At 72.7% G+C, this 12,738-nt stretch carries 10 protein-coding genes; 3 read left to right on the forward strand and 7 right to left on the reverse strand.

Translation table 11 applies throughout. The features are described from left to right. Position 1: 1 nt before the first annotated feature. The 3 genes from ACN28G_RS18900 to ACN28G_RS18910 form a co-directional block, all read right to left on the reverse strand. Positions 2-967, reverse strand: coding sequence for a tripartite tricarboxylate transporter substrate binding protein (locus tag ACN28G_RS18900; RefSeq protein ID WP_421479995.1), 966 nt, complete (start codon positions 965-967; stop codon positions 2-4). After that, on the reverse strand, positions 964-1,647 hold the full coding sequence (locus ACN28G_RS18905; protein WP_421479997.1) for a GntR family transcriptional regulator: 684 nt from the start codon (positions 1,645-1,647) through the stop codon (positions 964-966). Before ACN28G_RS18905 ends, ACN28G_RS18900 begins: the two co-directional genes overlap by 4 nt. A gap of 389 nt (positions 1,648-2,036) precedes the next feature. Continuing rightward, positions 2,037-2,387, reverse strand: a complete 351-nt coding sequence (locus tag ACN28G_RS18910) for a VOC family protein (protein ID WP_091442261.1) — start codon at positions 2,385-2,387, stop codon at positions 2,037-2,039. A 304-nt stretch (positions 2,388-2,691) separates the two neighbouring features. Here ACN28G_RS18910 and ACN28G_RS18915 point away from each other — a divergent pair, with 304 nt between their 5' ends. Then, positions 2,692-3,189: a roadblock/LC7 domain-containing protein gene (locus ACN28G_RS18915; protein ID WP_421480000.1), complete on the forward strand. Its 498-nt coding sequence runs from the start codon at positions 2,692-2,694 to the stop codon at positions 3,187-3,189. Positions 3,190-3,270: 81 nt separating this feature from the next. Here ACN28G_RS18915 and ppdK read toward each other — a convergent pair whose 3' ends face one another. Beyond that, positions 3,271-6,036: a pyruvate, phosphate dikinase gene (gene ppdK / locus ACN28G_RS18920; RefSeq protein WP_421480002.1), complete on the reverse strand. Its 2,766-nt coding sequence runs from the start codon at positions 6,034-6,036 to the stop codon at positions 3,271-3,273. A gap of 281 nt (positions 6,037-6,317) precedes the next feature. Between ppdK and ACN28G_RS18925 the strand changes: the two genes are divergently transcribed. Then, positions 6,318-8,108 carry a beta-N-acetylhexosaminidase gene (locus ACN28G_RS18925; RefSeq protein WP_421480003.1) on the forward strand — a complete coding sequence of 597 codons (1,791 nt, stop codon included), beginning with the start codon at positions 6,318-6,320 and terminating at the stop codon, positions 8,106-8,108. 253 nt (positions 8,109-8,361) lie between these two features. On the opposite strand, the gene ACN28G_RS18930 is transcribed toward ACN28G_RS18925, so the two are convergent. Further along, positions 8,362-8,934, reverse strand: a complete 573-nt coding sequence (locus tag ACN28G_RS18930; protein ID WP_091447073.1) for a GNAT family N-acetyltransferase — start codon at positions 8,932-8,934, stop codon at positions 8,362-8,364. A gap of 323 nt (positions 8,935-9,257) precedes the next feature. Continuing rightward, on the reverse strand, positions 9,258-10,427 hold the full coding sequence (dusB, locus tag ACN28G_RS18935; RefSeq protein ID WP_091442271.1) for a tRNA dihydrouridine synthase DusB: 1,170 nt from the start codon (positions 10,425-10,427) through the stop codon (positions 9,258-9,260). Between the two features lie 257 nt (positions 10,428-10,684). On the opposite strand from dusB, the gene ACN28G_RS18940 reads away from it, so the two are divergent. Further along, complete coding sequence (locus ACN28G_RS18940; RefSeq protein WP_421480004.1) at positions 10,685-11,815, forward strand: hypothetical protein; 1,131 nt, start codon at positions 10,685-10,687, stop codon at positions 11,813-11,815. A gap of 30 nt (positions 11,816-11,845) precedes the next feature. Here ACN28G_RS18940 and ACN28G_RS18945 read toward each other — a convergent pair whose 3' ends face one another. Further along, the gene (locus ACN28G_RS18945; RefSeq protein ID WP_421480005.1) at positions 11,846-12,709 is read right to left on the reverse strand and encodes an oxidoreductase; all 864 of its coding nucleotides are present in this window, start codon (positions 12,707-12,709) and stop codon (positions 11,846-11,848) included. Positions 12,710-12,738 lie beyond the last annotated feature (29 nt).

Consider the following 12,738-nt stretch of genomic DNA (forward strand, 5'->3'; position numbering starts at 1 on the left):
GTCAGCCGTAGATCTGACCGAAGCGGTCGAACTCGGCCTGGGCGAACTGGCTGGCCTCGTCGGGCGAGGTCGCCAGCGGGGTGTTGCCGGCCTTGGTCATCACGTCCTTGAAGGTCTGCGAGGAGGCGGCCTTCTGCACGGCCTCGGCCAGCCGCTGCTTGACCTCGTCGGGCAGGCCGGCGGGGGCACCCATCAGGCCCCAGCCACCGATCACCACGTCGACGCCCTGCTCCTTGCCGGTGGGCACGTCCGGCAGCGCGGAGACCCGCTCCGGGGCCAGCACGGCGAGGACCCGCAGCTGGTTGTTGGCCGCCGCGGCGGCGGACTCGCTGACCCCGGCCATCACGGCCTGGACCTCACCGGAGACACCCGCGGCCACGGCCGGGGCACCGCCGTCGTACGGCACCGGCTTGAAGGTCGCCCCGGCGGCCTCGCCGAGGGCGATGGTGGCGGCCTCCCAGATCGCGCCGGCACCGGAGTTGGAGACGGTGATCGTGCCCGGCTTCTCCTTGGCCGCGGCGAGCAGGTCGTCCAGGGTCCGGTACGGGCTGCTGGCCGGCACCGACAGGGTCGCCGGGGCGTTCATGACCTGCCCGAGGACGGTGTACTGGTCGGGCTTGATGTCGGCGCCCTGGTGGCCGAGCATCGACACCTCGACCGGGATGAAGCCGATGGCGTACCCGTCGGCGGGCCGGTCCTTGAGGTAGGTCAGGCCGACCCGACCGCCGCCGCCTGTTCGGTTCTCCACCACGATCGACCGACCGAGGTCCGCCTCCAGCTCCTTGGCCAGGGTCCGGGCGGTCAGGTCGGACCCACCGCCGGCACCGGCGTGCACCACCAGGGTGAGGTCCTTCTCGGGGTAGTTCTCGGCCGAGCCGGCCTCGCTGCCGCCCCGGTCGGCGCAGCCGGTCACCACGAGGGTGCCGGCCACGGCGAGGGCGGCGAGCCGCAGCATTCGTGATTTCATGGTTGGTTCTCTCTCTGGACGGGGGTGGAGGGAATCGCGGAGCGCAGCCGCGAGCAGGTCGTCTGCAGGTGGCGGTGCAGCTCGGCGCGGACTTCGGCGACCTTGCCGGCGGTGATCAGCGCGGCGAGGTCGTGGTGCTCCCGCGCCGAGGGCGCGAGGTCGGCCAGCCGCTTGCCGGAGGCGTGCAGCAGACCCTCGATGGTCGGGCGGAACTGGTCCCACAGGACGCTGAGCCGGGTAAGCCCGGCGGCGGCGAAGAACGCGCTGTGGAACCGGATGTCCGCCGTGGTGAAGGCGGACGAGTCGCGGGCGGCCAGGGCGGCGTCCATGTCGACCAGGGCGACCCGCAGGTCACGGGCGAGGACCTCGCGCCGTACGGCGATGGCACGTTCCACCGCCAACAGCTCGAAGGCCTCCCGGAGCGCCATCAGCTCGTCGATGTCCGCCTCGCTGAGCGAGCGGGTGACCGCGCTGCGACCGGAGCCGGTGACCAACCCCTCCGACCGCAGGATCCGGATGGCGTCGCGCACCGGACCCCGGCTGACCTGGAACGAGTCGGCCAGTTCCTCCTCCACGAGGCGGGTTCCCGAGGCTACGTCGCCCACGATGATGCGACGGCGCAGCTCGGTGGCCAGCTTCTCGCCGAGGGACTCCACCCTGATCGGCCTGACGTCCAACACGTTGTCCTCCTGATGACTGTTAACAGTTAACACTCGCTTCGTCCGCCGGTCAACGGGGAGTTGCGAGCAAGTTTCACGATGTTTCACACCGACATCGCCGCAGGTGAAAGCCGGTGTCCGAGTCCGCGCCCGGATGTTGCCCTCGGGTCGGCGGCCCGACAGGCGCGTACCAGATCCTGGGAAGAAGGAGTGGTCGCCGGACGGCCAGGCCCGCCCCGGGCAGCCTTCGACGGCGGGACGAGCCGCCCCGGCGGCCATGAAGCGGCGGCGCAGACCGCCCCGGCGGCCCTGGGTGGCGGTGCAGACCCGCCCCGGCGGCCATGGCGCGGCGTGCGGACCGCCCCGGGTGGCCCTGGGAGGCGAGGCGGTGGTCGGTCGGCGGGGGCCGGTCAGTCGGCCGGCAGGACCCGGAACTCGTTGCCCTCCGGGTCGGCCAGCATGGTCTGGCCGGTCCGCTCCCCCCGCCCCACGTCCACGTGGCGGGCACCCATGTCGACCAGCCGTTCGACCTCGGCCTCCTGGTCGCTGGGGCGCAGGTCGAGGTGGAGCCGGTTCCTGGCCTGCTTGTCGTCGGCCACCGCCACGAAGACGATGCCCGGCAGCCGGTCCGCCGACTGCCGGATCTCGACGGCGTCCGGTCGCTCGTCCACGATGCGGTAACCGAGAGCCTCGGCCCACCACCGGGCCAGCCGGGCGGGGTCGCGGGCGTCGACGGTCAACTGGGCCCAGTTGCTGGTCACGCCCCCACCCTCCGGGCAACGAAGAGCACGTCCACACTGTACCGACCGCTGGCCTGGTTCATCGCGCACCCTCCGGGGGGATCCGACAGTTCGGGCCCGCTCAGGTTACGCCCGGACCGGCGGTACGGCTCGGCGGCGATCGACCCCACCCGCCGGGGACAACCACCGATCAGGCAACCTTTGTCGACCGATCGTTGCCAGTCCAGGGATCGCGCCTGCCGTCCAGCCACCGGTAGCGTTCTGGCAGCAGAACGTGACCGGCGACCGAGACATCTGAAGAGCACGACCGCGAGGAGAGACGATCGTGAACCCAGACGCGGTGATGGTGACGGAGATGCAGGCCCTGCACCGACGCTGGCCGGAGCTCACCGGCGGGGTGTTGGCCGGTACGGACGGACTGCTCATCGCCAGTGACCTGCCGGCCACCGACGCCACCCATCTGGCGGCCCTGGTCGCGGCCAGCTTCGGGCTCGGACAACGGATGGCCGACACCGTCGGTCGGGGCGAGTTCCACGACTCGGTGCTGCGCACCTCGACCGGACACGTGATCACCTGCCCCGCCGGCCTGTACGCGGTGCTCGCCCTGATCTGCCGACCCGTCGGCGACCTGGCGGGGCTACGGTCGGCGGCCCGGGAGGTGGCCCGCCGGGCCGGCGCAGCCTTCGACGCGCACCGCGTCGGCGTGGCGGCGGTCAACCTGACCCAGGGGCACGCCCCGCTGGCCGTCCGCACCCCGATGGCGACCCTCCCGGCGCAGCTGCGCCGCAGCCGCCCCACCGCCTGGCGACGCCCCCCGATCTGAGGCCGCGCCAGCCGACCTCAGCGGCTGTCCGAGCCGCTACCAGCCGGCCTCAGCGGCTGTCCGAGCCGTTATCAGCCGACCTCAGCGGCTGTCCGAGCCGTTGGTCTGCACGGCTGCCCGGCCGGCCTCCAGCCGGGCCACCGGCACCCGGAACGGTGAGCAGGAGACGTAGTCCAGGCCGACCTGGTGGAAGAAGTGCACCGAGTCGGGGTCCCCGCCGTGCTCGCCGCAGACCCCGAGCTTCAGTTCGGGGCGGGCGGCCCGGCCCTCCTCGGCGGCGATCCGTACCAGCCGCCCCACCCCGTCGGCGTCGATCGACTCGAACGGCGAGATGCCGAAGATGCCCAACTCCAGGTACCGCCAGAAGAAGGCCCCCTCGACGTCGTCGCGGGAGAAGCCCCAGCCCATCTGGGTCAGGTCGTTGGTGCCGAAGGAGAAGAACTCGGCGGCCTCGGCGATCTGACCGGCGGTCAACGCCGCCCGGGGTACCTCGATCATCGTGCCGATCAGCACCTCGACGCCGCTCTCCCCGACCACCTCAGCGATGATCTTCTCGGCTTCGGCGCGTACCGTCTCCAGTTCCTGGACCGCGCCGACCAGCGGGACCATGATCTCCGGCCGGGCCACCGACCCGGCCCGGGTGACCGCGACGGCAGCCTCGGTGATCGCGCGGACCTGCATCGCGAACAGCCCCGGGATGACCAGGCCGAGCCGGACCCCGCGCAGGCCGAGCATCGGGTTCTCCTCGTGCATCCGGCGCACGGCGGCGAGCAGCGCCTCCTCCTTGGCCACGTCCTCGCCGCGTTCCTGGGCGACCGCCACGTCCACCGCGAGCTGCTCCAGCGGCGGCAGGAACTCGTGCAGCGGCGGGTCGATCAGCCGGACCGTCACCGGCAGCCCGGCCATCTCGCGGAAGATCTCCTCGAAGTCGGCGCGCTGCAACGGCAACAGCGCGGCCAGCGCCGCCGCCCGGTCGTCGTCGACGCGGGCCAGGATGAGCCGTTCCACCAGCTCCCGGCGGTCGCCGAGGAACATGTGCTCGGTGCGGCAGAGCCCGATGCCCTCGGCGCCGAAGCGCCGGGCGCGGGCCGCGTCCGCGCCGGTGTCGGCGTTCGTCCGGACCGCCAGCCGCCGCCGACCGTCGGCGTGCGTCATGATCCGGTGTACGGCCCGCACCAGCGCGTCGTCGCTGCGCTCCGGGTCGAGGTCACCCTCGAAGTAGCGGACCACCTCGGACTCCGTCGACGGCACCTCACCCAGGTACACCTTGCCGGTGGTGCCGTCGATCGAGACGACGTCGCCCTCGACGACGGTCTGCCCGGCGACGGTGAACCGGCGGCGTGGCACGTCGACGTCGATCCCGTCGGCACCGGAGACACAGGTCTTGCCCATCCCCCGGGCCACCACGGCGGCGTGGCTGGTCTTACCGCCGCGGGAGGTCAGGATGCCCTGGGCGGCGATCATGCCGTTGAGGTCGTCCGGGTTCGTCTCCCGCCGGACCAGGATCACCGGCTTTCCCGCCCCGGCCACCTCGACGGCGCGGGCCGAGGTGAAGACCACCTGCCCGCTGGCCGCGCCGGGGGACGCGCCGATGCCGGTGGCGACCGGCTCGATACCGTGGTCGAGCTGGAAGCGGGGGAACATCAGCTGGGCGAGCTGGGCGCCGTTGACCCGGTGCAGCGCCTCGTCCAGGTCGATCAGGCCCTCGTCGACGAGCTGCCCGGCGATGACGAAGGCGGCGGCGGCCGTCCGCTTGCCCACCCGGGTCTGCAGCATCCAGAGCTTGCCGCGCTCGATGGTGAACTCGATGTCGCACAGGTCCAGGTAGTGCCGCTCCAGCCGGGCCATGATGTCCAGCAGTTCGTCGTACGACCGCTTGTCGCACCGCTCCAACTCCTGCAACGGCACGGTGTTGCGGATGCCGGCGACCACGTCCTCACCCTGGGCGTTGGCCAGGTAGTCGCCGTAGATGCCCTGGTTGCCGGTGGCCGGGTCACGGGTGAAGGCGACGCCGGTGCCGGAGTCCGGGCCGAGGTTGCCGAAGACCATCGCCACCACGTTGACCGCCGTGCCGAGGTCGGCCGGGATCCGCTCCTGCCGCCGGTAGAGCACCGCGCGTTCGGCGTTCCAGGAGGCGAAGACCGCCCGGATCGCCAGGTCGAGCTGCTCCCGGGGGTCCTGCGGGAACTCCCGGTCGGTGTGCGCCTTGAAGATCTGCTTGTACGCACCGACCAGCCCACGCAGGTCGTCGGCGGTCAGGTCCAGGTCGTTGGTCGTACCCTTGGCGCGTTTGACCTCGTCGAGGGCGTGCTCGAACTCCTCGCCCGGCACCTCGCAGACGGTCTTGCCGAACATCTGGATCAACCGGCGGTACGAGTCCCAGGCGAACCGGTCACCGCCACCGCCACCTCCGCCGTGGGCCTGCCGGCTGAGCCCGACCACGCTGGCGTCGTTGAGCCCGACGTTGAGCACCGTCTCCATCATGCCGGGCATGGAGAACTTCGCCCCGGAGCGTACCGAGACCAGCAGCGGGTCCCCGGGGTCACCGAGACGCTTGCCCCGCGCCCGCTCCAACGCGGCCAGGTGGGCGGCGATCTGCTCGGCCAGCCCGTCCGGCTCCCGACCGGTGGCCAGGTACGCCTGGCACGCCTCGGTGGTGACGGTGAAGCCGGGTGGCACCGGCAGCCCGAGGTTGGTCATCTCGGCGAGGTTGGCCCCCTTGCCGCCGAGCAGGTCCTTGAGTTCCTTGTTGCCCTCGGTGAAGTCGTAGACGTACTTCCGTCGTGCTGCCGCCGTCCCATGCGCTGTCGCCGTCCCGTGCGCTGTCGCCGTCTCGTGCGTCGTCACCGTGAGCCTCCCACGCGGTTGCCCCGAAATCCCAGGTCCGGACCGGTCAGGTAGGGACCAGTGCCGATCGGTGGGCGAAGGTTAAGCGAACTTCGCCGCCGTTGGGACCATCTGGTGACCATCCGCACAGACATCACGACTATCCGCTTTCGGGTGGGTTCCTGGGAGCGCGGCCATGCGCAGGATCACGCATCGCCGCAGCTCGCCGTACTCTTGACGGCACCCAGCGTCAAAGTTCAGGTTTGCCATATTTGCCGCGGATACCCCTCGGGAGACGTCCCATGCCCCCCAGCCTCGACCCGCCCCGGGCACCCGCCGGGCCCCGGATCCCGGCCCAGCCCACCGAGCCGGACCGGACCACCGAGCTGACCCAGCCCACTGAGCCGGACCGGACCCCGGAGCTCGGTGAGTTGGCTCGGGCCGCCGCCACGGCCGCCGGCTCCCGGCTCGTGCCGCCCGCCGGGCGGTTGACTGACGTACTGCCGGCCCCGGAACGGGTCGAGCCGGACCCGGGCGCCGACTTCGTGTTGCCGGCGACGGCCGCCGTGCGGGTCACCGCCGACCCGGCCGCCCGCGACGTCGCCGAGCAGCTCGCCGAGCTGCTCCGCCCGGCGACCGGCTACCCGCTGCCGGTGACCGACGCGACCAGCCCGCAGCCCCGGGGCGGCATCGCCCTCGTCCTCGACGACGGCAGCAACGCTGGCAGCGGCGACGACGGCAGCCATGACACCGACGGGGGTGGCTCCGACAGCGGAGGGCTCGGTGTGGAGGGTTACCGGCTCCAGGTCGGCACCGACGGGGTACGGATCACCGCCGGCACCGCCGCCGGGCTGTTCCACGGGGTGCAGACACTGCGCCAGCTCCTGCCCGCCGCGGTCGACAGCCCCACCCCGGTCGCCGCCGCCTGGGTGCTGCCCGGGGGGACCATCGTCGACCGGCCGCGGTTCGCCCACCGGGCGGTGATGCTCGACGTGGCCCGGCACTTCTTCGACGTACCGGACGTGCTGCGGGTGATCGACCACCTGGCCCGGTACAAGCTCAACCACCTGCACCTGCACCTCACCGACGACCAGGGTTGGCGGATCGCCGTCGACAGTTGGCCCCGGCTGGCGACCGTCGGCGGGGCCACCGAGGTCGGTGGCGGCCCCGGCGGCCACTACACCCGTGAGGACTACCGGCGGATCGTCGGGTACGCCGCCCGCCGGCACGTCACCGTGGTACCGGAGATCGACCTGCCCGGCCACACCAACGCCGCCCTGACCGCGTACCCGGAACTCGCGCCGGACCGGACCGCGCCGCCGCCGTACACCGGCACCGAGGTCGGCTTCAGCTACGTCGACCCGGCCAGCGAGCGGACGTACGACTTCGTCGCCGAGGTGCTCGGCGAGGTGGCGGCGCTGACCCCCGGGCGGTACCTGCACATCGGCGGGGACGAGGCGTACCGGGTGCCCGCCGAGGCGTACCGCGGATTCGTCGAGCGGACCCAGCGGATCGTCACCGACCTGGGCCGGACCGTGGTCGGCTGGCACCAGATCGCCCCGACCGGGCACGTCGACGGACGGGTCATCCAGTGGTGGGGCACCGACGGCGACGACCCGGGCACCGTCGACGCGGTCCGTCGGGGCGCCCGGTTGATCCTCTCCCCCGCCAACCGCGCCTACCTGGACATGAAGTACGCCCCGGACACCCCGATCGGGCACGACTGGGCGGGTCTGATCGACCTCCGCCGGGCGTACGACTGGGATCCCGGCACCCACCTGACCGGCGTGCCGGAGACGGCGGTGCTCGGCCTGGAGGCACCGCTGTGGACCGAGTCGGTGACCACCCGTACCGAGATCGAGTTCATGCTCTTCCCCCGACTGCCGGCCCTGGCCGAACTGGGCTGGTCACCCCGGTCCCACCACGACTGGGACGGCTTCCGGACCCGGCTGGCCGGTCACGGCCCACGCTGGACGCTTGCCGGGATCACCTTCCACCGCAGCCCCGAGGTGCCCTGGCCGGGCGTGCCCGCGCCCCGGTCGCCGCTGGCCGATCCGCCCCCACGGCACCGGACCGGAGCAGCGCCGGGCTGACCCCCGCCGTCGACCGTCCGGCCCGGCGCCCGACCTCGCCACGCCCGCGGTCACCCAGCGGGCGGTAGAGGTCGACCGTCAGGCTGGACGGCCGAATCGGGGCGGACGGCCGAATCGGGGCGGACGGCCGAATCGGGGCGGACGGCCGAATCGGGGCGGACGGATCGTTCGGTGGTCGGCCGCGATGGCGGCCGGGACGGGATCCGCTGCTCCGGTCGCCGGTGGCCGGGCGTGCCCCGTCGGACCGGGCGGATCAGGCGGTGGCGGGTGGCTCCGGGGGCCGGGCCGCGCGCCACTGCGGCGCCAGAACCGACCAGACCTCGATGTCCTGTCGTTCCCCCCGGTACCGGTAGCTCTCCCGCAGCACCCCGTCCCGGGTCATGCCGAGTCGGCGGGCCACCGCGATGCTCGGCGCGTTCTCCGCCGCGACCCGCCACTCCACCCGGTGCAGGCCCCGTGTCGTGATCGCCCAGTCGATGATCAGTCGGGCGGCCCGGGTGACCAGGCCCCGCCCCACCGCCGACGGCTCCAGCCAGCAACCCGCCTCGGCGGTGCCGTTCGGCACGTCCATCCTCGGGAAGAGCACCCCGCCGACCAGCCGATCCGCGACCCAGATGCCGTAGATCCGGCCGGTGTCGCTGGCCGCCTTCTCCGCGTACCCGCGCAGGAACGCCCGGCTCGACGCCAGGTCGGTGACGAGGTCCGGCAGTCCGACGTACCGCCCGATGAACTCCCGCCCCCGGTCGATGTGGGCCAGGAACTCCTCGGCCTGCCACGGCTCCAGCGGGCGCAGCTGCGCGTCGTCGTCCAACGGCACCGCGAACATGTCGTCCTCCCCGATCGCGTGGTCGCCCGGTCGTGCCCGTGGATCGTCGCACGCCGGCAGCATCCCCGGAGAACCTCGCCGGCCCTGCGGCCCCGCGACGAAACGATGCCGTCCGGTCGGCAGATCGAAAGGCAACCCCTCGGCAGATCGAAAGCGAACCCTTCGGCAGAAACAAGATCTTCCCCGACGGTGTGGTCCGTTTCCCCGACGAGGAAGGCCCCTCCCGTCGCCGCGTTCTGGACGACGGGAGGATGAATCCGGCGGAACGCCGGGCCTGCGGGGTAGGTGGGATGGCTCCCGGCGGAACGCCGGGGCGGGTGGGGTCAGCCGCCGGAGTCGGCCAGTTCCGCGCCCTCGGGGGCGGTGTCGATGTCGCGGTCGGCCAGCCAGCCGGCGGGCAGGAAGACCTTGCCGGGCGAGTTGGTCCGGCCACGCGGCTGGCCCAGCGTCTCGGCCGGGAAGCCCACCTCGGGGTCCAGCTTGCCGAGCAGGTCGTCCAGCTCGGCCAGGCTCTCGATCATGGCCAGCGAGCGGCGCAGTTCGCCGCCGACCGGGAAGCCCTTGAGGTACCAGGCCACGTGCTTGCGGAAGTCGGTGCAGCCGTCGCGCTCGCCCCGGGCCGGGTTGCGGGCCCCGACGGTGAACTGGTCGACCAGCAGCTCGGCGTGCCGGCGCATGGTCCGGGTCACCTCACCCAGGCTCGGCAGCCGCCGGTCGGGACGGCCGGCGAAGGCCGCCTCCAGGTCGGCGAAGAGCCACGGCCGGCCCAGGCAACCCCGGCCGACCACCACCCCGTCCGCACCGGTGTGCGCCACCATCCGCAGCGCGTCGTCGGCCTCCCAGATGTCACCGTTGCCGAGCACCGGCACGTCCAACGCCTGCTTCAGGGTGGCGATGGCATCCCAGTCGGCGGTGCCCGAGTAGCGTTGCGCCGCCGTCCGCCCGTGCAGGGCGACCCAGGCCACGCCCGCCTCCTGGGCGGCCAGCCCGGCCTCGACGTACGTCAGGTGGTCGTCGTCGATGCCCTTGCGCATCTTGACGGTGACCGGCACCCCGGCCGGTGCCGCGGCGTCCACCGCGGCCCTGACCAGCCGGGCGAAGAGCCGGCGTCGCCACGGCAGGGCCGCGCCGCCGCCACGCCGGGTGACCTTCGGCACCGGGCAGCCGAAGTTCAGATCGATGTGGTCGGCCAGATCCCGCTCGACCACGATCCGCACGGCGGCGGCGGTGGTTTCCGGGTCGGTGCCGTAGAGCTGGAGGCTACGGGGCTTCTCGGTGTCGCCGAAGGCGATCATGCGCAGCGTCTTCGGGTTCCGCTCGACCAGGGCGACCGTGGTGATCATCTCGCAGACGTAGATGCCACCGCCCTGCTCCCGACAGAGCTGCCGGAACCCGACATTGGTGATCCCCGCCATCGGGGCGAGCACCACCGGCGGCCACACCTGGTGCCGCCCCAGGGTCAGCCCCCGCTCCCCACCCCCACACTCACTCACCCCCCAAGTGTAAGGAAGGGCCCCTGCTTAACGCTTTCTGCATAGCCGGGTACCCCTCTCACCGCCCGCCACGGGCTCGCCCCGCGCCGTGGAGCCGCCAGGAGCCCTGGGGCCGCCGGGGGCCTGCACCACGGCCGTTGCCGCCCTCGTAGCACATCGGGGGTGTCCGTGGGGCGTTGTCCACATGTCGGTTGTTGTCCACAGCGGGGGCGGACCGGGCCGGACAACCGGTGGCCTCGGCGGCCATGCTGCGTGACATGTCCGACTACCCACCCGAGCTCGACGCGACGGCCCGCGCCCAACATCTGGTCGTCACCCGGGCGCAACTCCTGAGCGTCGGCTGCACCGACATGCACCTGTACCGCCAGGCTCGCCGGGGTCGCTGGCAACGCGTCCTACCGGCGACGTACGCCCTGTTCAGCGGGACCCTCACCGAGGAGCAGCGACGGGTCTCGGCAGCCCTCTACGCCGGCCCGCAGGCACAGTTGACCGGCCTGGCGGCACTGCACTGGTACGGCTTCCGGTACAGCCCGCGCAGCGACGCCGTACAGCTGGTCGTGCCGCACCACGTCCGACGGCGGTCGGCGGCGTACGCGCAGGTCTCTCGGGCGCTCACCCTCGACGGCCGGGCCCGGCACACGGCGTTCTACCCGGTCTGTTCGCCGGCCCGCGCGGTCGTCGACGCGGCCCGCGACCTGCGCCAACTACGGCCGGTCCGGGCCGTCGTGGCCGAGGCCGTGCAACGTGGGTACGCCGACCTGCCCGGCCTCGACGAGGAGATCCGACGGGCCCGGCGCAGCCGTACCGCGCTGATCCGCAAGGCGTTCGGGGAGGTCGTGGCGGGCACCCGGTCGGCGCCCGAGGCGGAGTTGCGGGAGTGTCTGGCCGGCAGCCGGGTGCTGCCGGCGATCCTGTGGAACCCCCGGCTGTCCAACGGGACGGGCGAGTCAATGCCCACGCCCGACGGATACCTGGCCGACGCGGCGCTGGCCCTGCAGGTGGACTCGCAGGAGTACCACTTCAGCCCCGACGACTGGTCGCGCACCCTCGACCGGCACAACCAACTGAGCCGGTACGGGATCCTGGTGCTGCACTTCACACCGGCCCGGATCCGCCGGGAGCCGGGGCGGGTGCGGCAGCTGGTCGAGGAGGCGTACGAGTCCCGGCGGGGGTCGGTGCCACTCACCCGGGTACGTGTCGAGCCCTTGCCGGGCCCGGCCGCCCTCGCCATCGACCCCGCGCCCGCCGGCCTTCCGCCCGCCGGTCCCGCACCCGCCGACCTCACGCCCGCCGGCCCCGCATCCACCCTTCCGCCCACCCGCCTCACGCCCGACCGTCGGCACCTGGAGGAGGTTCTGGCCGCGCGCCACCGAGTCGAGCAGGCATGACTCCTCGCGTCGTGGTCGAGGCCACGGATCTCACGTCCCGGTGACGTTCGTCGTGGCCAGTGGGTATGTGACGCCGGTCAGCTCCTCGGACCGGGTCCACAGGCGACGGGCGAGAGTGCCGTTCCGGGCGGTTCTCGACCGGCTGACCAGCTTGGGGGCGCCGCGTCCCTGGAGGAAGCCACCCGGACCGGCGTAGCTGCCGCCGGGGACGTCCGCCACCGCCGCGTAGAGCGTGGGCAACGCACCGTCGGCTTCGCTCTGCGAGAGGTGGTTGGTGAAGCGCCGGAGCACGGACCGCCGGTCGTCGAGGTGGTCGAGGAGGTTGGTGGCGGCCAGCCCGGGGTGCGCGGCCGTCGCGCGTACCGACGAATCGACGTCGGCGAGACGACGCTGCAGTTCCGCGGTGAACAGCAGGTTCGCCAACTTCGACTGCGCGTACGCGGGGAACGCCCGATAGCGCCGGCGCTCCCAGTTGAGGTCGTCGAGGTCGATCGTGCCGGCCCGGTGCCCGCTGGAGGAGACGGTGACCACCCGCTCCCGGATCCGCGGCAGCAACAGGTTGGTGAGTGCGAAGTGGCCGAGATGGTTGGTGCCGATCTGCAGTTCGAAACCGTCCTTGGTACGGCCGAGCGGCGGGACCATCAGGCCCGCGTTGTTGATCAACACGTCGATCGGGTCGGTGAAGTCCTCGGCGAACGCCCGGATCGAGGCGAGGTCGGCGAGGTCGAGCCGCCGTACCTCGACGTCACCGGCCATGGTCGCGGCGGCGGCCTGTCCCTTGGCGAGGTCGCGGACGGCGAGCACGACGCGGGCGCCCGCGGCGGCGAGCGCATGGGCGGCTGCCCGGCCGATGCCGCTGTTCGCGCCGGTCACGACGACCGTACGGCCGGTCATGGCGGGAAGCTGCGCGGCATTAAATGTTG

The organism is Micromonospora sp. WMMA1923 (genome assembly GCF_049179195.1).
In the GTDB taxonomy this organism is placed as follows: Bacteria; Actinomycetota; Actinomycetes; order Mycobacteriales; family Micromonosporaceae; genus Micromonospora; species Micromonospora yangpuensis.